The sequence below is a fragment of the Aurantimonas aggregata genome, assembly GCF_010500835.1.
Classification (GTDB): Bacteria; Pseudomonadota; Alphaproteobacteria; order Rhizobiales; family Rhizobiaceae; genus Aurantimonas; species Aurantimonas aggregata.
Genome location: NZ_JAAAMJ010000001.1, coordinates 847,448 through 866,470 on the forward strand (window position 1 = coordinate 847,448; position 19,023 = coordinate 866,470).

Genomic DNA, 19,023 nt, shown 5'->3' on the forward strand with positions numbered 1-19,023 from the left:
CGAAGTCGCGGAGTGCCTCATCCAGTTCCTGGTCGGTGTTGGTAAGGCTAACGTGCTGACTTCAAACGGGTTCCGACTCCTGGATCCAGACTTCCGTCCTCTCGGTAGCGGCCGTCCGGCGGCATCGGGGCTCCGTAGGGGTTTCCCTAAGCCTCGCCGGTGTCGGCTTCGCTGTCGATCGCCGCCGCGGCGTCGGGAAACGCAAAACCGGCGCGAACCATCGCCGCAACGTCGCGGTCCCGCCGCTCCTCGCGCTGGCGGCTGCGCCACGGCCCCAGCCGTCGGCGCTTCGCATAGGCATGCGCCGCCACGCGCTCGCTGGTCTCGTCGGCGGCGACGAGTTCCTCCACCAGCGCCTTCTCGACCCCCTTCTCGAGGAGCTTGGCCGTCGTCATCCGTCGTGATGTGCCGCGCCGGCGAAGGCTGGCAAGCCGGCCCTCGGCGAAGGACCGGTCATCGACGAGCCCGAGTTCCACGAAGCGCCCAACGGTCGTCTCCACCAGGCCGAGGTGCTCGGCGGCGTCCTCGCCACGCGCATGGGCGCGGCGCATCACCTTGCGCTCCAGTACCCGGCGGAGATTGGCTGTGGTGGAGGCGTAGCGCTCGAGATAATGCGCGGCGGCGCGAAACAGCCATTCCGCGGTGATCGGCCTCGGGACGGGACGCTCCACTATTCTGCAGCTTCCGCGACGCGCATGGCTCCAGGCATTTCAAGATCGTCCTTGTCGTCCAGCTTGATCCTGCGCGTGGCCATGACGGCACCTCCCGCAAGTGCCGGCGAGCCGAACCCCGCCATCAGCGTCCTGTTTCCCCGACCGTTCTGGGACGGCCGGCCGGCGAGGTCAAAACCTTTTACCGGTCGCCTTCCAGGGACATGCTTTGTCGCGGCGAATTGAAGTGCCCTTGCACAGGCGCCGGAATTTCCTTAACGGACGCCCATCCCGGACATCCGGGCGATGCGGGGCACCATCGCGACAACGACGCCTGATCATCCTCACCCTTTCGACCGCGCCGCCCGGCGCCAAGGAAGGTGAGGAAGGCGCCGTAGTGTGTTCCACACGCGCGGACGGTCCATCGGCAGGGCATACGAGGGAGGCGAGGCACAATGTCGGCGCTCATGGCTTTTTCCCGCGGCATCGATCGCGTGACGACCTTCGTCGGGCGCGGCGTCTCCTGGCTTGTGCTCCTCGTGGTGCTGGTCAGCGCCGGCAACGCAATCATCCGCAAGGCCTTCGACATCTCCTCCAATGCCTGGCTGGAGCTGCAATGGTATCTGTTCGGCGCGATCTTCATGCTCGCCGCCGCCTGGACGCTGTTGAAGAACGAACACATCCGCGTCGACATCGTGTCGAACGCCGTGTCGAAGCGGACGCGTGACTGGATCGACCTGCTCGGCCACATCTTCATGCTGCTGCCGTTCACGATCTTGATGCTCTGGCTGCTCTACCCCTACGTGCTGCAGTCCTTCATGCGCGGCGAGACCTCGCCGAATGCCGGCGGACTGATCCTCTGGCCTGCCAAGTCCCTGCTGCTCGCCGGCTTCGCGCTGCTGTTCCTGCAGGCCATCTCCGAACTCATCAAGCGTGTCGGCGTGATGTTCTTCGGCATCGAGGATACGACACCGATGGGGTCGGCACATGCCGAGGTTACCGAAATGGTCGCACTCGCGCCTGACCGGCCAGAGGGCGGCGCCGAGCCGCCGGTCAATCCGCCGCCATCGAACCAGCCACGAGACGGTGGACCGGGAGTGATCCGATGATCGAGTTCGTCGCCCACAATCTCGCGCCGATCATGTTCGGCTCGCTGATCATCTTCCTGCTGCTCGGCTACCCGGTGGCGTTCTCGCTGGCCGCCAACGGTCTGTTGTTCTTCATCATCGGAGTCGAGCTGGCGCCGCTGTCGAACGACATCAACCTGTTCTGGCCGCTGCTCGGCGCGCTGCCCGACCGCTTCTTCGGCGGCGTCATGTCGAACGACACGCTGCTGGCGATCCCGTTCTTCACCTTCATGGGACTGATCCTCGAGCGCTCCGGCATGGCCGAGGACCTGCTCGACACGATCGGCCAGCTGTTCGGCCCGCTGCGCGGCGGCCTTGCCTATGCTGTCATCTTCGTCGGCGCGCTGCTGGCTGCCACGACCGGCGTCGTCGCTGCCTCGGTCATCGCCATGGGCCTGATCTCGCTGCCGATCATGCTGCGCTACGGCTACGACCGCCGGCTGGCCAGCGGCGTCATCGTCGCGTCCGGGACGCTCGCGCAGATCATCCCGCCCTCGCTGGTGCTGATCGTCCTCGCCGACCAGCTCGGCCGCTCGGTCGGCGACATGTATTCGGGCGCCCTCGTCCCGGCGCTGGTCCTGACCGGCCTCTATGTCGGCTACGTCTTCCTCGTCACCATGTTCAATCCGAATGCCGCGCCGGCCCTGCCCAAGGAAGCACGCACCCTTGGCCATGGCGTCACCTCGCTGATCTTCGCCGCCGCCGGCGCCGTCGTCCTGGCGTATCTGGCGACGACCTTACTTGACGGGCAGGTCGAGCAAGGGGCGGCGATCTGGGGCGCCACGATCGCCATCCTCGCGGTCTATTTCGTCGCCGTCCTCAACAAGGCGCTGAAGCTGCCGCTGCTGTCCTACCTGACGCAGCAGGTGATCATCGTCCTGATCCCGCCGCTGGCGCTGATCTTCCTCGTCCTCGGCACGATTTTCCTCGGCATCGCGACGCCGACGGAAGGTGGCGCGATGGGCGCCGTCGGCGCGCTGGCCCTCGCCTTCGGCAAGCGCAAGCTGAACCTCTCGCTGATGACCCAGGCGATGGAGTCGACGACCAAGCTGTCGGCCTTCGTCCTGTTCATCCTGATCGGCGCCCGGGTGTTCTCGCTAACTTTCTACGGCGTCAACGGCCACATCTGGGTCGAGGAACTGCTGACCTCGGTCCCCGGCGGCCAGACCGGCTTCCTGATCGTCGTCAACATCCTGGTCTTCTTCCTGGCGTTCTTCCTCGATTTCTTCGAGCTCGCCTTCATCATCGTGCCGCTGCTGGCACCGGCGGCGGATAGCCTCGGCATCGACCTGATCTTCTTCGGGGTGCTGCTCGGCCTGAACATGCAGACCTCGTTCATGCATCCGCCCTTCGGCTTCGCGCTATTCTACCTGCGCTCGGTGGCCGCCCGCGTGCCCTATCTCGACCGCATCACCGGCAAGCGGATGGAGCCTGTCACGACCGGGCAGATCTACCGCGGCGCCGTGCCGTTCGTGTGCATCCAGCTGGTCATGGTGGGTCTGACGATCCTCTTCCCGCAGATGGTCATGCGCTACAAATCCGAGGCGCCCGTACTGGACCCGTCGGCGATCCAGTTGCAGATCCCCAACTTCGGCGGCGAGGGCGGCCTGCCGCCGCTGGGTGGGGCTTCGGGCGTCGGTTCGCCACAGAACAACCCGCTGGGGCTGCCGCCGCTCGGCATGCCGCCCGTGGGCGCTCCGGCAGGCGGCGCGCAGGCGCCCGCAGCCGGTGGCGCATCACAGCAGGCGCCGGCAGCCGCCCCGTCGATGGGCCTGCCGCCTCTGGACTTCGGCAATGCCCCGGGCGAAGCAGCGCCGGCGCCCGTCGCGCCGCCGGCTTCCCAGCAACCGTCCTCGCCGACGCCGCCGGCATCGGCCGGGCAGAGTGCGCCGATCGACCTGTCGCAGCCGCCGAGCTTCCAGTAAGAGCAAATCGCCGGTGGCCTCAGGGCCGCCGGCCCGATCGGCCGAGACCTCGTCAGGCGGCCTGGCGCTGCGCCTCGAACCGGCGCACCGGCGGCGACTCGACGGCGGCGCCCAGAATGCCGACGGCCTGGGCGAAGCGCGCCGCTTCCACCCGTGCGCGCTCCAGTCCGGCAGCCGCGACGTCATCCAGCGTGAAGATCGTCCCGCCAAGGGCAAACGGCGCCGCATGCGCCGCGCATTGCGACAACCCGATCGGCAGGCGCGGCGTACCGCTGGTGCCGATGATCGCCTCGATGCTCCGGGCAACACCGCTGCCGATCACGGTGATGGCGCTGGCGACGAAGCAGCGGTCGCCGGCCTTCCGGTCGCGCCGCGCATCGGCAGCCAGCATCTGGTCGGTGACCAGCGCCGAATAGGCCGAGATCGGCGAGAACCGCACCGGGATCAGCGCGCGGTCGGCAAGGCCCGCCGCGGCGCGAACGGTCGCCTCGTCCTCGCCCGCGTCGATGATGGCGACCGCGCCGCTCCGGCGCGCCTGGCGAAGCGCTCGTTCGATGGCGGCAATGTCGGCGGCCTGCTCGTAGGAGAGATGGGCCGGATGCGCGGCTTTGGCGGCCCACCCCGCGAGTTCCCCCTGCCCCGCCGCATCGATCAGCACCACCGGAATGTCGGCGGCTGCGGCAACGCTTGCCAGTGTCAGCGCGACGGTGGCGCTGCCGGAAGCCTTGAGGGATCCCACGGAGATAACGGAGAGCATGATCGACCTCGTCGAAGGGCATCGCGCCGGGTGAATGCTGCGGGGCGGTTCTGCCGCCCGACCGGGCGCTGCCGGGACGAGTGCTGCCGCGACGGCGCAGGATCCCTTCCATCGTCCGATCCGTAAAACTCTCCGCCCTTATGGTTAACCGAAGCTTAACCGGACACGCGCGACGGCATTGCCGCAACGAAAAGGCCCGGAGCGTTTCCGCCCCGGGCCCTTCATCATCTCGACGCTGCAGGCGATGTCAGCCGCCCTGCTGCGGGACCAGCGCGCCCTCGCGCTGCTTGATCATCATGAAGGTGTCGAACGTGTATTCGCCAACCTGCTGCCAGAGATAGGTATCGTTCCGGAACGCCACCATCGAGTCGTAGATCTTCTTGAACGCTTCGTTCTGGCCGTTGATCTCGGCATAGACCTCCTGCGTGGCGTCGAAGCTCGCCTGCATGATCTCCTGGCTGAACGGACGCAGCTGCGCGCCCTGCTGGACCAGCGTCTTCAGCGCCGTCGGGTTCTTGTAGTCGTACTCGGCGAGCATCTCGATCGTCGAGGCGCGGGCGGCCGTGGCGAGCAGGCTCTTGTAGGCGTCCGGCAGGGCGTCGTACTCGTCCTTGTTGGTGAAGAAGCAGAGCGCCAGGCTCCCCTCCCACCAGCCCGGGTAGTAGTAATACGGCGCGACCTTCACGAAGCCGAGCTTCTCGTCGTCATAGGGTCCGATCCACTCGGCGGCGTCGATGACGCCCTTTTCGAGCGAGGGATAGATGTCGCCGCCGGCGATCTGCTGCGGCACCACGCCGAGCTTCTGCATCGCCTGGCCGGCAAGGCCCGCGATGCGCATCTTCAGCCCGTTGAGGTCGGCGACGGTGTTGATCTCCTTGCGGAACCAGCCGCCCATCTGGGTGCCGGTGTTGCCGCCCGGCATGTACTGCAGGCCCTGGCCGTTGAAGTACTCGTTGAGGAGCGTGATGCCCTCGCCGTAATAGAGCCAGGCATGCAGGCCGCGGGCGTTCAGCGTGAACGGCACCGTCGCGCCGAGCGCGTAGGTCGGGTCCTTGCCGACATAGTAATAGGACGCCGTGTGGCACATCTGGACGGTACCGTCGGTAACCGCGTCCGCCGCCTGCAGGCCCGGGACTATCTCGCCGGCCGCGAAGACCTGGATGTCGAAATTGCCGTCGGTCGCCTCACGGACGTATTTGGCGAGATCCTCGGCGCCGCCATAGATCGTGTCGAGCGATTTGGGGAAGGACGAGGTGCAGCGCCACTGCACCTTCGGCAGCGACTGGGCGATGGCCGGAGCTGCCAGCGCGCCGGCACCGGCGACGCCGAATGCGCCGACGGCACTGTTACGGATAAACTTGCGACGGTTCATGAGGACGGACTCCCTGTGCCCCACCCGGTCTCGGAGCAGGTGGCGACGAATTGCTGAGGCTGGTTTGATGCGAAACCCGGCGACGGATTCCCTGATGCGTGGCTCCCTACCCGCCGGCTTCACCGGCGAGCCCAGCCTGATCGTAGGCATCCCTACGCATTTTGCAACGCACCCGTCGCTTGTTCCCCAAAGAGAACCGGAAGCCGCGTCGAGCGGCTTCCGCATGGATGTCAGAGCGCGTTCTGGCGCTGCTGGACCATCATGAACGTGTCGAAGCTGTACTCGGAGATCTGCGCCCAGAGATACGCGTCGCGCTTGAAGGCGTTCTGGCTGTCGAGCAGCTTCTTGTAGTCCTCGTTGGTGGCGGAGATTTCCGCATGCACCTCGTTTGCCGCCTCGAAGCTCGCCTGCATGATCTCCTGGCTGAACGGGCGCAGCTGGGCGCCGGCAGCCGCAAGACGCTTCAACGCCATCGGATTGCGATAGTCGTAGGAAGCCAGCATCGAGCCGTTGATCGCCTGGCAGGCCGATTCCAGCATCGCCTTGTAGGCCTGGGGCAGCGAATTCCACTGCTCGAGATTGAACATCATGTGCAGCGCCGCGCCGCCTTCCCACCAGGCGGGGTAGTAGTAGTACTGCGCGACCTGCTGGAAGCCGAGCTTCTCGTCGTCATAGGGTCCGACGAATTCGACGGCGTCGAGCGTGCCGCGCTCCAGCGCCGCGTAGATGTCGCCCGCGGGGATCTGCTGCGGCACGACGCCGAGCTTCTCGACGACCCTTCCGGCAAGACCCGCGATCCGCAGCTTCAGGCCGCGCAGATCGTCGAGCGTGTTGATCTCCTTGCGGTACCAGCCGCCCATCTGGGCCCCGGTATTGCCGGCCGGCAGGCCATAAATGCCGCTCTTGGCGAAGAACTCGTTCATCAGGTCGTTGCCGCCGCCCTCATAGAACCAGGCGTTGAGTTGGCGGGCATTGAGCCCGAACGGCACGGCGGTGCCGAAGGCAAAGGCCGGGTCCTTGCCGACATAGTAGTAGGATGCGGTATGACCCATCTCGACCGTGCCGTTCTGGACGGCGTCGAGCACCTGGGCGCCCGGGACGATCTCGCCGGCGGCGAACATCTGGATCTCGAACTGACCGTCGCTCGCTTCGCGGACATAGCGGGTCAGAAGCTCGGAAGCGCCGTAGATCGTGTCGACCGACTTCGGGAACGACGAGGTGCAGCGCCAGGTGATCTTGGGCCGGTCCTGCGCGATCGCGGGAGCCGCCAGGCTCGCCGCGCCGATGCCGACGGCGCCGGCGCCGATCGCGCCCTTGGCCGCACCGCCGATGAATTTGCGTCTGTCCATTGTCGCCTCCCGGGAATGAACGCGCCGCCCGAAGGGGCGGCGTGTGTAACTGCGGCAGATTGGTCGCCGTCTTGCGCGCGATCCTAGTCAGGCGCTTCCGAAACGCAAGCGGGGGTTTCGCGCCCGCCTCCCAGCTTTTGCCGGACGTGCTGCGGCCATGAAAAAGGCGGCGGCCCCGAAGGACCGCCGCCTGATTTTCATCGGACCTCAAAGAAGGATCAGGTCAGATCCTGCTTCTTGGCGTCGTCCTTGGCCGCCTCGCCCGCCGCGCGGGCAACGCTGCCTGCCTTCTCGGCAAGCGTCTCGCCCGACTTGGTATCGGGCTTCAGGCCCTTGGCGTCCGCTTCCTCGCTGGCTGCCTCATAGGCCGCGCCAGCAACATGTTCCGCGCGGTGCAGCGTGTCGCGGCCATAGGCCACGGCATCGTCACGCACCTTGTCGCGCATGCCGCCGACCAGTTCGTCCTCACGACGGGTCGCCGGCAGTGCGGCGCCGATCGCAGCACCGATCGCCAGTGCCAGGGCACCGAAGACCAGCGGCTCGTCGTGCATCGCATCGATCACCGTGCGCTGCGCGCGACGGCCGGTGCGATAGGCGCCCTGGCCGGCGTGACGGGCGCCTTCCCATGCCGCGCTGCCCGCATGACGGGCGGCGTCGGTGGCGTCGTGGGACGCACGGCGCATGGCGTCCGTCGCCGAACCGGCGGCGTCGCTTGCAGCACCGCCGGCACGGCTTGCCGCGTCTCCGACGGACGACGCAACGTTCGACGCGCCGCTTTTCACGGAGCCGGCGGCGCTACCGACGGCGCCGGAAGCGCTCGAAGCGCCCGACTTGATGGTGCCGCCGACGGAGCCGTGGCTGCCGCCCGAGACATTCGTCGTGGATCCGGTGGCGACGCCGCCGACCGGGGGCGTCCCGCCCTGCGGATAGGCCGGCATCGGACGACCACCACGCGGCATGGCGCCAGCGTCTGCCGACCCAGCAGGGAACGCGCCCTCGAAATCGTCGTACTCGCGATCATCGCGCCAGTCGCCGTAGCGGCTGGCGAGACGATGGCTTTCCGAGCGCACTCCGTCGCCGAGGAAGAGCCATGCGAGGCCCGCGCCGACCAGGCCGAGCGCCAGCGGATTGTCGCGAACCTGCCGGCCGAAATTGTTCATGGCGTCGGCGCCCTGGCCTTCGCGAACATAGCCGGAGAGTTCGTCGACGATCTGCCCGACCGACAGGCGACCGCGCAATTCGTCGAGGGTGGAGTCGAGCTTGGACCGATGCGTTTCGGCCTCTTTCTCGAGGCGGGTTGTGTTGTCGCTCATCGGATCTGCTCCTTCACGAGCTGGCCGTCCTTGTTCAACTGGTTGGTCGAACGGTCTGGCATGAGGTTGCTGGGGGCGAGGTCGCGGCGTCCCTTGGCGAGAAGCGCCATGCCGATGGCGGCAATCACGACCCCGACGAGGAGTGCGGCCCAGGCGTCGCCGATGACGTTGCCGAGCGCGACGATCAGGGCCTGCGCAAGGACGAAGAGAGCGACGAGCAAGCAGATGGCGCCGGCGGCAAGCGAGCCGCCACCCATCTCGACTTGCCGCACCTTGTCGGAGATCTCGGCCCGCACGAGGCGGCTTTCGGTCCGTACAAGTTCACCGGTCTCGCGGATCAGGTCCGTGATCAGGTCGGTGACTGAGCGGGATTCGCGTGGTTCAACGGACATTGCTGCCTCCGGGGGTCTTGGGGGTCATGCCGGGGGTCGACGTCGCGCCGGATGCGGGCGTCGCCGCACGGGGCTTGCCGGTCACCGGATCGTTGCCGCCCGAGAAACTGGTCGTCGTCGGCTTGGACGCCGAACCGACGGCCGGATCCTGGTGACGCTGCTTGCCCGTCACCGGGTCGATACCGACGGGATGGGCGCCCTCGACAGGGCGCGGCTGATCGCCATAAGTCGGCGCGTAGCCTTTGGCGCCTGCCGCCGAACCCGGCCGACCCGCCTGCGACGAATAATCATCGCCGTAATCCTGCGCGGTATGCTCGCCAGATGCACGGGCGAAGCGACCAAGCGCAACACCGGCAAGAGCGGCACCGACGAGGAACGTTGTTGGTCGACGACGGGCAAAGCCCGCAACCGAACGCGTCAGGTCCTCGATGCTGTGACCATGGATGCTACGCGAAGCGTCCTCGAGGCCGCCTGCGACCTCGCGAACCAGCTTCGATGCCATCGACTGGTCGCGGTCGCCCAATTCGTCGGACGCCTTGCGAACGGCCGCGGCGAAATCGTCGAGGCCACCGGCTACGGTTTCCTTGCCGGTCTCGGCTTCGTCGTAAGCACGCTCTTTCGCCTTGCCGGCAAAATCGCCGGCCTGCTGCCGGACGGTCTCGCCCAGCTTGCGGGCTTCCTCACGGGCAGCGCCCGCTTCCTGGCCGGCGCGATCACGCGCCTTGTCCATATCTTCGCGCGCCCGGTCGGGCGCTGCTTTATTGATGTCTGACATTGTCGGTCTCCTCAGCTGAGTCCCAGGAGTGAAAGGACGGCGAGGACCACGACGATCAGGCCGATGAGATAGATGATACTGTTCATGTTACTTCCTGCCTCGTGTCGCGCTGGGACAGACGGACACGCGATAATTTCGCCGCTCCGGCTCGTCCGGCTCAAAATACCAATCACCGAACGGTGAGATGGTTCCGCACCGTTGGCCGGCTATCGGCAGGTATTACAGCGCAAAACAGGCCGAAAATTACTGTCCAGCACCTCGGCCGGTGGCGTCGACAAGATGACCGGGCGCGCTTATCTGGCGATCACAGCAATCGCGAAAGCCAGCTATGTCCCTCCCTATCCTCGTCGCCGTGCCCGCCGATGTCCGGGCGTTCGAGAATTATCGCTGGCACGCCACCCCGGACACCTACCTGAAGGCGCTGACACGGGTGGCCGGTGCCATCCCGGTCATCGTGCCGGCACTGGCCGACGAGTTTGACGTCGCGGCGCTGCTCTCGCGCGTCGACGGGCTGATGATGACCGGATCGGCGTCGAACGTTCATCCGGATCGCTATGGTGTCGAGCCATCGACGGCACACGAGCCATTCGATCCGGCGCGCGACCGGCTCACCGAGGCACTGATCCACGGTGCCATCGAGATCGACCTGCCGCTTCTTTGCATCTGTCGCGGCCACCAGGAACTGAACGTCGCGCTGGGCGGCACGCTGGCGACCGAGATCCAGGACAGTGAAGGTCGCATGGATCACCGGGCGATCAAGCATGAGGAGCAGCGGGAGCGCTTCGCTGTCCGGCATCCGGTCAGCGTCGCGGCAGGCGGTGCGCTGGCGGCGATCGTCGGCGACGACGAGATCCGGGTGAACTCGCTGCACCGCCAGGCGATCGACCGGCTGGCGCCGGGGCTCGCCGTGGAGGCGACGGCCGAAGACGGCACGATCGAAGCCGTGTCTGTGGAGGGCGCGAAGGGTTTTGCCCTCGGCGTGCAATGGCATCCGGAATACTGGGCAGAGAGCGACGCGGCCTCCGCAGCCATCTTCCACGCCTTTGCCGCGGCATGCCGGGCCTATGCATCGGCGCGTGCGGATGCGCCTCGTGGCTGACCTTACCGTCTGGTTCGACGGCGCCTGTCCGCTTTGCCGACGGGAGATCGCCTTCATGCGCCGGCTGGATCGCCGCCGCGCCATCACCTTCGTCGACGTTGCCGACGGCGAGGCCGCCTGCCCGATCGACCGAGGCGAATTGCTGGCGCGGTTTCACGCCGCCGAGAATGGCGATCTGCTATCGGGCGCCGCGGCGTTCGCCGCCATGTGGCGGGCGATCCCCAGCCTGAGGCCACTCGGGCTTGCCGCAAGGAATCCGCTGGTGCTCCGGTGGCTCGAACGGTCCTACCTGCTGTTCCTGAAGGGGCGACCCCGCGTGCAGCGGCTGCTGTCGCGGATTGGCCGGTAGCCGGTCAAACCGTCTGCAGGGCCCCGCCGAGAAGCAGCAGGCCGAGGATCAGCAGGAGCAGCGCACCGGCGATTTCCACAACCGTCGTCACCGTGCGGTAGCGCGACCCGCCAAGCTGCAGCGCAAACCCCTTGGCAAACACGGCTATGGCCGCAATGACGGAGACGGTGATCGCCGTCCCGAGCGCCATGGCGAGAACCGACAGGATGCCGCCGAGATAGAGGCCGTTCACCAGCGCGAAGGTGAGGACGACGATCGCCCCGGAACATGGCCGCAGGCCGACCGCGAACACGGCCGAGACGGCGGAGCCGAAGGTGACCTTTTCCGAGAGCGTTTTCGGGTCGGGCATGTGGCTGCGCCCGCAACCGCAATCATCCTCGGAATCGGTGCAGATCTCGGCGGCGAACGCGCCCGATGCCGGTCGCATCAGCCTGGTCCCGCCGGATGCCTCGTTCCGCTCCGGGGCCGCGAAGGCGAGCGCGCCCATTGCGCCGCCCTCGCGGTACCCGCCGGCAGGCGCAAAAGACAGCGAGCCGCCCCGTTTGCGCCAGTCGCCGGCGAGGGCTGCGAGCTTGCGGACCAGTAGCCAGGCCCCGAATCCGGCGACGAGGGCGTAGGAGACGAGTTCCAGAAAGTCTGTCGCATCGGTCATCGAGACCGCCGTGCCGCGCAGGATGAACCAGCCGGTACCGACGATGACGAGCGCCGAGACGGCCTGCAGCAGCGACGATACGAAGGAGAGCATGATGCCGCGCCGCAGTTCCACCTCGTTGGCCAACACATAGGCGGAAATCACCGCCTTGCCGTGTCCGGGCCCGGCGGCGTGGAAAACGCCGTAGGCAAAGGACAGGCCGATCAGGAACGGCAGCGCCAGCCCGTCGTCCTTGAGATCGATCAGCGCGCCGCGCAACGCCGTGAAGAACTCGCGCTGATAGACCGCGATCTGGGTGAACAGCCCGCCCAGCAACCCGCCGGATGGCTGCGCCGTGACCTCGGCGCTGCCGATGCCGAGCGACGAGCGCGCCAGCGCCGGTCCGGCCGCCGCGAGCGCTACCGCCAACAGGGCGAACAGGATCAGCTGGCGGGGCCGCATGAGACCTCGATGCGTGTCGCGAGAGCCTGCGAATAGTTGATCCCGTCCTCCGGCAGCGACTCGTCCGGGCCGAGACTGGCGACGGACTCCATCCACTGCTGCGCCGCCGCGTCGGCATCCGGCACGACATATTGCTTGGTGCATTGCTTCGGCATGTCGATGAGCTGGAAGTCGGCCTCGCTGGCGACGTCGAAGGCGACGAAGAAGGTGTCGTCGAAATTCGCGACCGTCAGCTTGCCCGCGGCAAGATCGACCGGCTCGGCCGCCCGCATCTCGAAGAACATCAGGAGCTGGCCGTCCTCATAAAGCGTGTGGATCATGTCGGGCGGCGTCAGCTTCACCGATCGGCCGGCAGTCTCGACGAAGGTGTAGAAATCCCATTCGGCGATGGATTCCTTGACCGTCGTCCCGATCTCGACGAGCTCGTCCTGGTCGAGCGTGCCGTTGGCGTTCTTGTCGAAATCGACCAGCACGGAGGAGGAGAACAACTCGTCCATCCGCCAGACATTGCGGATCGCCGCGAGGCGCGCATCGGGCGTGCCGACGATCTCGACCTTGGCCTCGGCGAAGACGTGCGGATGAGCGAGGGCCGGAGCCGCCGTCCCCACGATCGCGGTCAACGCCGCTGCGCCGAGCATCCTGCACTGGTTCAAAGGTCGAATCCCCTCCGGAGTCACCTTTCCCAAGACACGACAAGAATGGCCGAAGTTTGAAGGATGCGGCCGCCTCTTGCGGTCAGCGCAGGACAACGACCTGCGCGCCGACATTCACCCGCTCGTAGAGGTCGCGGACGTCCTCGTTGCGCATGCGGAAGCAGCCGGCCGAGGCAGCGCTGCCGATGGAGCGCGGGTTGTTGGTGCCGTGGATCCGGTAGGCGCCCCAGCCGAGATTGATCGCGCGCTCGCCCAACGGGTTCTTCGGGCCAGGCCCGACCGACTGCGGCAGGCGCGGATTCTTCTGACGCATCGACGGGGTCGGCGTCCAGGTCGGGTTCGGCCGCTTCTTCGATACCCAGCTCTTGCCGAACCATTGCTCGCTCGGCTTGCCGACGGCGATGTCGTAGGCGAGCGCCCGGCCGTTGCCGGTGACGAGGTAGAGCTTGCGCTCCGATGTCCGGATCACGATCGTGCCGGGATCGCCCTCGGCGGTGAAGCTGATGTCGGCAGGCCCCTCCCCGGTCGCGGCGAGTGCGACGCTGGAAACGGTGAGGACAGAGAAAATCAGGGTGGCGAGGATCAGGTTGCGCATGGCCGGCAGGTTACCGGCCGAGCGCTGAACTTTGCGTAAAAGCTGGCAGGCTTCCGCTCAATCCTCGTGCTTGGAGCGCCCGTCGCATTTGCGGAACCATGCCGCCAGATAGTCGACGAACAGCCGCACCCGCGCCGGGAGGTGCCGGCGATGCGGGAAGACGGCGTAGATGCCGGCCTCGCTCGGCATGTAGTCGTCGAGCACGGTGACCAGCCGGCCGGCTTCCAGGTCCTTGCGCACGACGAAGGTCGGGCTGAGCGCAAGGCCGAGCCCGGCGATCGCTGCCGCCCGTACCGTGACCGGGCTGTTGGCGGTGAACTGGCCGGAGACGGTGACCGGGATCGTCTCCTTGGTCTCGGGATCGCGGAAGATCCAGTTCGAGAACATCCGCGAGTTGGAATCGATCACCGCCGGGAAGCCGGCGATCTGCGACGGGTGGGTCGGCCGGCCGAGCCGCTTCAGGAGATCCGGGCTGCCGACGATGGCGAAGTCGAGCGAGGCCAGGCGGCGCGCGATCATCGCCGAATCGGCGAGCCGGGTCATGCGGATGGCAACGTCGAAGCCTTCCTCGACGAGATTGATGAAATTGTCGTCGAGATGGACGTCGAGGCTGATGTCCGGGTGGTCCTTGGCGAAATCGACGAGGGAGAGCCCCAGCTCGGCGTCGCCGAAGGTGCGGGCGGCGGAGACGCGGATCGTGCCCTTCGCCTCGCCGGTCGCTTCCCGCGCTTCCTCGTTCAGGCTCTCGAGGTCCGACAGGATCGCCGAGGCGCGCGACAGATAGACCTCGCCCGCCGCCGTCAGGGCGATCTGCCGCGTCGTGCGGTTGATCAAGAGGACGCCGAGCTCGTCCTCCAGCTCGCGCACGTATTTCGACAAGAGGGCCTTGGATCGGCCGGTCTTGCGGGCGGCCGCCGAGAAGCCCTCGTTCTCCACGACCGAGATGAAGGCGCGCATCCGCGTCAGCGTGTCCATCGAATGCACCTTGCTCCAGGCTTGCGTGGTGTGGCCGCCGGTCCACGGCGCGCGCCCTTCCTCCGCCGGAAGGGATAAAAAATCAACCGGCGGCGGAAATTCCCACTTGTGTATGACAGGGCGCCCGCATACATCGCGCCTTGCCCCATGTCGCACGTGCCCGTGGGCGTCCCCCGGCCCTCAAATGCGAGGTCACCGGGACGGTACCTGGACGTAACACATCCAGTCGATTTCGCCGCATCGCGGAATCGAGGACGCCTTTAAGCAACGACGGTCCGGGCCTTTCTGGTCTCTCCTGGTCTCCATCGCCAGGAATACTGAAGAGGCACACCATCATTGCCTGAAGTGCGGCGGGTCCAAGCCCACCATGCCATGGCAGATTGACTCCGGCGACGGACGCGACGCGTTCGAAACCGGCCATCGTCGCGTCTCGCAAGGAGACCGCCCGGTCATGCCGTTTCGGCAGGCACGGGGGGAATCCAGGCGGTCGCTTCTTGTCGACCTTTCGGTTCTCGGAGAGCCCCATGGCCACGCAGCGCATCCTCGACTTCCTCGCCACCCGTCGTCCCGAAGGCCCCTGCCTCGTCGTCGATCTCGACATCGTCGAGAACAATTTCCACGCCTTCCGCAAGGCGCTGCCGGATTCGGCGATCTTCTACGCGGTGAAGGCAAACCCGGCCCCCGAGGTGCTGCGTCTCCTCGCCTCGCTCGGCTCCAACTTCGACTGCGCCTCCGTCGCCGAGATCGAGATGGCGCTCGAGGCCGGCGCGACCGCGCGGCGCATCTCCTATGGCAACACGATCAAGAAGGAGCGCGACATCGAGCGCGCTGCCGCTCTCGGCGTGTCGCTGTTCGCCGTCGACTGCGTCGAGGAAGTCGAGAAGGTCGCCCGCGCGGCGCCGGGCGCTCGCGTGTTTTGCCGTGTCCTGACCAACGGCGAAGGCGCCGAGTGGCCGCTGTCGCGCAAGTTCGGTTGCGTGCCGGCGATGGCGATCGACGTGCTCGTCGAAGCCGCCCGGCTCGGACTCGTCGCGACCGGCATTTCCTTCCATGTCGGCTCGCAGCAGACCGACACCAACGCCTGGGATGCGGCGATCGGCGACGCCAAGTTCGTCTTCGAGGCGCTGGCCGAGAAGGGTATCGTGCTCACCCTGGTCAACATGGGCGGCGGCTTTCCGACCCGCTACCTCAAGGACGTGCCGGCCGCCGAAGCCTACGGCCGCGCGATCTTCGAGAGCCTGCGCCGGCATTTCGGCAACCGCCTGCCGGAGACGATCATCGAGCCGGGCCGCGGCATGGTCGGCGACGCCGGCGTCATCAAGGCCGAGGTCGTGCTCGTGTCGCGCAAGTCCGCGACCGACGAGAACCGCTGGGTCTATCTCGACATCGGCAAGTTCGGCGGTCTCGCGGAGACGATGGACGAGGCGATCCGCTATCCGATCGTGACCGCACGGGATGGCGACCTCATGGAGCCCTGCGTTCTCGCCGGCCCGACCTGCGACTCGGCCGATGTGCTCTACGAGAAGAAGCCCTACCCGTTGCCGATCACCCTGACGATCGGCGACGAAGTGCTGATCGAGGGCACCGGCGCCTACACGACGACCTATGCGTCGGTAGCGTTCAACGGCTTCGAGCCGCTGCGCGCCTACGTGATCTGAGCGGCATGACCATCCGTCTCGAACGACGACGGAGCGACATGCTCCGACGCTGACCCGGCGCTGCGGCGCCGGGTTCTCGCCCGCGCCGCGCTGCCGGCTCGTTCCTTTCGCCTCCGCATGTCCTGGGGGTTCTCATGTCCGCATTCCAGCATGCCGCCTTCTTCGAAGCGGCCCCACCCTTCTTTGCCATCCGGCCGGAGCAGCCGGGCGACGTCGCCGCGCGCGAGGCGCTGCTCGACGCCGCGATGGGCCCGGGCCGCACCCGCAAATCGTCCGAGGCGCTCCGCCGCGGCCGGCTGCCGGCGCAAGGCCTCAGCCTCGCAGCCCTTGCCGCCGACGGCACCCTCGCCGGTACGGTCCGTCTGTGGGCGATCGCCGCCGGGATGCGCGGCGGCGCGCCGGTGCCGGCCCTGCTGCTCGGCCCGCTCGCGGTCGATCCGGCCTCTCATGGTTCCGGCATCGGCGGGGCGCTGATGCGCCACGCCACCGCCGAGGCCGCGCGGCTCGGGCACGGCGCGATCCTGCTCGTCGGGGATCCGGAATATTACGGCCGCTTCGGCTTCTCGACCGAGGCGACGGGCGCCCTTGCCATGCCCGGCCCGTTCGAGCAGCGGCGGCTGCTGGCGCTGGAATTGCAGGATGGCGGGCTGGCCGGCGCGGCCGGGCTCGTCACCGCGACAGGGCGGCTGAAGGATGACGTGCCGGCGCGCGAGGCCGCGGCTTAAAGGCTCATTGGCTGGAAGCGACGGGCGGCGGCTGACCGCCCCTCGCTGACGCTCAACCGGAAATGTCGACGACGCCGGCCTCGCCGGATTCGCTGCCAAAGGCGAGCAGCCGTCCCTTCGCATCCCAGCCCATGGTCCGCACGGGCCCGGTGCCGCCTCGCCGCAGCAGCGCTTCCTTGGCGTCGGCGAAGCGGACCGCGAGGATCATGCCGTCCTGATAGCCGATGGCCACCATGTCCTCGCTCGGATGGCAGGCGACGGCGGTGACCATGGTATCGCCGCGTGTGCCGAGCTCCAGCGGTGCCTTGCCCATCGGGCCGTCACGGCCCGAGAACGGCCAAAGAATCGCGGCCGGCGCGCCGCTGGTCGCCAGGAACTTGCCCTTGGCGGAGAACGACCAGTCCTTCACCTTGCCCGGATAGCCGGTCATCTTCATGTGCTTGCCGTCCTCGACCCGCCAGCCGTGCAGCGCATTCTCCTGCATCAGCGTGACGAGGAAGCGCCCGTCCGGGGAGAAGAGGACGCCGAGATGGGCACCCTTCCACTCCAGCGATACCGGCTCGGCTCCGGTGGCGGGGAAGAACAGCGAGGCGCCGTCGTAATGCGCCGTCGCGGCCCGCAGGCCTTTCGGCGCGAAGGCGATGTCCTCGACCGTGCGGGCATGGGGAACGGTCTTGAGCGTTCCGTCCGGGAGGCGGACATAGGCATTGCGTCCGGAGGCAAAGCCGACGGCGCCCCTCGGCCCGCCAGCGACGGCGCCGACCCACTTCGAGCCGATCGACGCCAGTTCCTCGGCCTGCCCGCCGGACGTGATGGCGACCACGCGGCCGTCCTCACCGCCGGAGAGCAGCCGCGCCCCATCCATGTCGAGGCGGGCCGAGAGCAGCCCGCCTTCATGCGCGACGACCGAGCGCTCGCCGCCCGCCGGAAAGCGGACTGTGCCGTCGGCGAGGGCGAAGACCGGCTGGTCCTTCAGGAAGGCGGCGGTCTGGACGAAATCGGCGAACTCATAAGCCGCGATGGACGGCATCAGGCGTCGGCCCGCTGCCGCGCCGCACAGGCCTCGAACTCAGCCGAGAGCGCCTCGGCATCGAGCTCGCGGCCGATGAAGACCAGCCGGCTCTCGCGTTTCTCGTCAGCGCGCCACGGGCGCTGGTGGTCGCCCTCGACGATCATGTGGACGCCCTGCACCACGTAGCGGTCCGGATCTTCGGCGATCGCGATGATGCCCTTCAGCCGCAGGATGTTCGGGCCCTGCTCCTGGGTGAGCGCCTGGATCCATGGGAAGAACTTCTTCGGGTCGACCTCGCCGCCGCGCAGCGAGACGGACGTCACCGTGACGTCGTGGATCGCCGCCGGGCCATGATCGTGATCGTGCCCATGATGGTCATGGCCGTGATGATCGTGGCCGTGGTGGTCATGCCCGTGGTGGTCGTGCCCGTGATCATGGTCGCAGTCGGGACCGCAGACATGGTCGTCATGCGCCTTTTCGGCTTCCTCGAGAAACTCGGGATCGGCGTCGAGCACCCGCTTCAGGTCGAAGGCCCGCTGGCCGAGGACGCGCTTCAGGTCGATGGCGGCGCGCTCGGTGCGGTGGATAACGGCGTAGGGGTTGATGGCGCGCACCGTCGCCTCGATCTTGGCGAGCTCCGCTTCGGTGACAAGATCGGTCTTGTTGAGGAGGACGACGTCGGCGAAGGCGATCTGGTCTTCCGCCTCGCGCGAATCCTTCAGCCGCAGCGGCAGGTGCTTGGCATCGACCAGGGCCACGACCGCGTCGAGCCGGGTCTTGGCCCGCACGTCCTCGTCCATGAAGAAGGTCTGCGCCACCGGCACCGGGTCGGCGAGGCCGGTCGTCTCGACGATGATCGCGTCGAACCGGCCCTTGCGACGGGTCAGGCCCTCGACCACCCGGACCAGGTCGCCGCGCACCGTGCAGCAGACGCAGCCATTGTTCATCTCGTAGATTTCCTCGTCGGATTCCACGATCAGGTCGTTGTCGATGCCGATCTCGCCGAACTCGTTGACGATGACGGCGTAGCGCTTGCCATGGTCCTCGGACAGGATGCGGTTGAGCAGCGTCGTCTTGCCGGAACCGAGATAGCCGGTCAGCACGGTGACCGGGATCTGATCGAGGGTCGGGCTGGCAGTGTCGGACATGAAAAGCCTCCGTCTTGGGACGGGCAGCATATAGGACCATGCTCCGGCGAATGCAC

20 protein-coding genes are annotated in these 19,023 nt (G+C 67.3%); 6 read left to right on the top strand and 14 right to left on the bottom strand.

What is annotated here, in order from left to right; translation table 11 throughout:
- Window positions 1-146: 146 nt before the first annotated feature.
- Together GTW51_RS03940 and GTW51_RS24305 are read right to left on the bottom strand one after the other, a co-directional pair.
- Window positions 147-671, bottom strand: a complete 525-nt coding sequence (locus GTW51_RS03940; RefSeq protein ID WP_343033894.1) for a regulatory protein RecX — start codon at window positions 669-671, stop codon at window positions 147-149.
- Entirely contained in the window at window positions 671-796 is a 126-nt protein-coding gene (locus GTW51_RS24305) for a hypothetical protein (RefSeq protein WP_281354564.1), read from the bottom strand. The genes GTW51_RS03940 and GTW51_RS24305 overlap by 1 nt, the downstream gene beginning before the upstream one ends.
- Window positions 797-1,105: 309 nt before the next feature.
- Here GTW51_RS24305 and GTW51_RS03945 point away from each other — a divergent pair, with 309 nt between their 5' ends.
- On the top strand, window positions 1,106-1,759 hold the full coding sequence (locus tag GTW51_RS03945; RefSeq protein WP_163042539.1) for a TRAP transporter small permease subunit: 654 nt from the start codon (window positions 1,106-1,108) through the stop codon (window positions 1,757-1,759).
- Window positions 1,756-3,702 carry a TRAP transporter large permease gene (locus GTW51_RS03950; RefSeq protein ID WP_163042540.1) on the top strand — a complete coding sequence of 649 codons (1,947 nt, stop codon included), beginning with the start codon at window positions 1,756-1,758 and terminating at the stop codon, window positions 3,700-3,702. The genes GTW51_RS03945 and GTW51_RS03950 overlap by 4 nt, the downstream gene beginning before the upstream one ends.
- Window positions 3,703-3,754: 52 nt before the next feature.
- Here GTW51_RS03950 and GTW51_RS03955 read toward each other — a convergent pair whose 3' ends face one another.
- From GTW51_RS03955 to GTW51_RS03980, 6 genes are all read right to left on the bottom strand, one after another.
- Window positions 3,755-4,459 carry a P-loop NTPase family protein gene (locus GTW51_RS03955; RefSeq protein ID WP_163042541.1) on the bottom strand — a complete coding sequence of 235 codons (705 nt, stop codon included), beginning with the start codon at window positions 4,457-4,459 and terminating at the stop codon, window positions 3,755-3,757.
- 247 nt (window positions 4,460-4,706) lie between these two features.
- The gene (locus GTW51_RS03960) at window positions 4,707-5,831 is read right to left on the bottom strand and encodes a TRAP transporter substrate-binding protein (RefSeq protein ID WP_163042542.1); all 1,125 of its coding nucleotides are present in this window, start codon (window positions 5,829-5,831) and stop codon (window positions 4,707-4,709) included.
- Window positions 5,832-6,061: 230 nt separating this feature from the next.
- Complete coding sequence (locus GTW51_RS03965) at window positions 6,062-7,180, bottom strand: TRAP transporter substrate-binding protein (protein ID WP_163042543.1); 1,119 nt, start codon at window positions 7,178-7,180, stop codon at window positions 6,062-6,064.
- Between the two features lie 218 nt (window positions 7,181-7,398).
- Window positions 7,399-8,493, bottom strand: a complete 1,095-nt coding sequence (locus GTW51_RS03970; protein ID WP_163042544.1) for a DUF3618 domain-containing protein — start codon at window positions 8,491-8,493, stop codon at window positions 7,399-7,401.
- The gene (locus GTW51_RS03975; RefSeq protein WP_163042545.1) at window positions 8,490-8,885 is read right to left on the bottom strand and encodes a phage holin family protein; all 396 of its coding nucleotides are present in this window, start codon (window positions 8,883-8,885) and stop codon (window positions 8,490-8,492) included. The genes GTW51_RS03970 and GTW51_RS03975 overlap by 4 nt, the downstream gene beginning before the upstream one ends.
- Window positions 8,875-9,660: a hypothetical protein gene (locus GTW51_RS03980; RefSeq protein WP_163042546.1), complete on the bottom strand. Its 786-nt coding sequence runs from the start codon at window positions 9,658-9,660 to the stop codon at window positions 8,875-8,877. The genes GTW51_RS03975 and GTW51_RS03980 overlap by 11 nt, the downstream gene beginning before the upstream one ends.
- A 328-nt stretch (window positions 9,661-9,988) precedes the next feature.
- Here GTW51_RS03980 and GTW51_RS03985 point away from each other — a divergent pair, with 328 nt between their 5' ends.
- Together GTW51_RS03985 and GTW51_RS03990 are read left to right on the top strand one after the other, a co-directional pair.
- Window positions 9,989-10,759, top strand: coding sequence for a gamma-glutamyl-gamma-aminobutyrate hydrolase family protein (locus GTW51_RS03985; protein WP_163042547.1), 771 nt, complete (start codon window positions 9,989-9,991; stop codon window positions 10,757-10,759).
- Window positions 10,752-11,108, top strand: coding sequence for a thiol-disulfide oxidoreductase DCC family protein (locus GTW51_RS03990; RefSeq protein WP_343033895.1), 357 nt, complete (start codon window positions 10,752-10,754; stop codon window positions 11,106-11,108). The genes GTW51_RS03985 and GTW51_RS03990 overlap by 8 nt, the downstream gene beginning before the upstream one ends.
- Before the next feature lie 4 nt (window positions 11,109-11,112).
- On the opposite strand, the gene GTW51_RS03995 is transcribed toward GTW51_RS03990, so the two are convergent.
- From GTW51_RS03995 to GTW51_RS04010, 4 genes are all read right to left on the bottom strand, one after another.
- Window positions 11,113-12,201 (bottom strand): nickel/cobalt transporter, encoded by a 1,089-nt coding sequence (locus GTW51_RS03995; RefSeq protein ID WP_163042549.1) that lies wholly within the window; start codon window positions 12,199-12,201, stop codon window positions 11,113-11,115.
- On the bottom strand, window positions 12,183-12,854 hold the full coding sequence (locus GTW51_RS04000) for a DUF1007 family protein (RefSeq protein ID WP_246232548.1): 672 nt from the start codon (window positions 12,852-12,854) through the stop codon (window positions 12,183-12,185). The genes GTW51_RS03995 and GTW51_RS04000 overlap by 19 nt, the downstream gene beginning before the upstream one ends.
- An 82-nt stretch (window positions 12,855-12,936) precedes the next feature.
- Entirely contained in the window at window positions 12,937-13,449 is a 513-nt protein-coding gene (locus GTW51_RS04005; protein ID WP_163042550.1) for a L,D-transpeptidase, read from the bottom strand.
- 57 nt (window positions 13,450-13,506) lie between these two features.
- The gene (locus GTW51_RS04010; protein ID WP_163042551.1) at window positions 13,507-14,424 is read right to left on the bottom strand and encodes a LysR family transcriptional regulator; all 918 of its coding nucleotides are present in this window, start codon (window positions 14,422-14,424) and stop codon (window positions 13,507-13,509) included.
- A gap of 524 nt (window positions 14,425-14,948) precedes the next feature.
- Here GTW51_RS04010 and odc2 point away from each other — a divergent pair.
- Window positions 14,949-16,082 (top strand): ornithine/lysine decarboxylase, encoded by a 1,134-nt coding sequence (odc2, locus tag GTW51_RS04015; RefSeq protein WP_163042552.1) that lies wholly within the window; start codon window positions 14,949-14,951, stop codon window positions 16,080-16,082.
- A 134-nt stretch (window positions 16,083-16,216) separates the two neighbouring features.
- Entirely contained in the window at window positions 16,217-16,807 is a 591-nt protein-coding gene (locus GTW51_RS04020; protein ID WP_163042553.1) for a GNAT family N-acetyltransferase, read from the top strand.
- A 52-nt stretch (window positions 16,808-16,859) separates the two neighbouring features.
- Here the strand turns inward: GTW51_RS04020 and GTW51_RS04025 are convergent, their stop codons facing one another.
- Both GTW51_RS04025 and GTW51_RS04030 read right to left on the bottom strand, forming a co-directional pair.
- Window positions 16,860-17,837: a WD40 repeat domain-containing protein gene (locus tag GTW51_RS04025; RefSeq protein WP_163042554.1), complete on the bottom strand. Its 978-nt coding sequence runs from the start codon at window positions 17,835-17,837 to the stop codon at window positions 16,860-16,862.
- Complete coding sequence (locus GTW51_RS04030; RefSeq protein WP_163042555.1) at window positions 17,837-18,967, bottom strand: CobW family GTP-binding protein; 1,131 nt, start codon at window positions 18,965-18,967, stop codon at window positions 17,837-17,839. Before GTW51_RS04030 ends, GTW51_RS04025 begins: the two co-directional genes overlap by 1 nt.
- Window positions 18,968-19,023 lie beyond the last annotated feature (56 nt).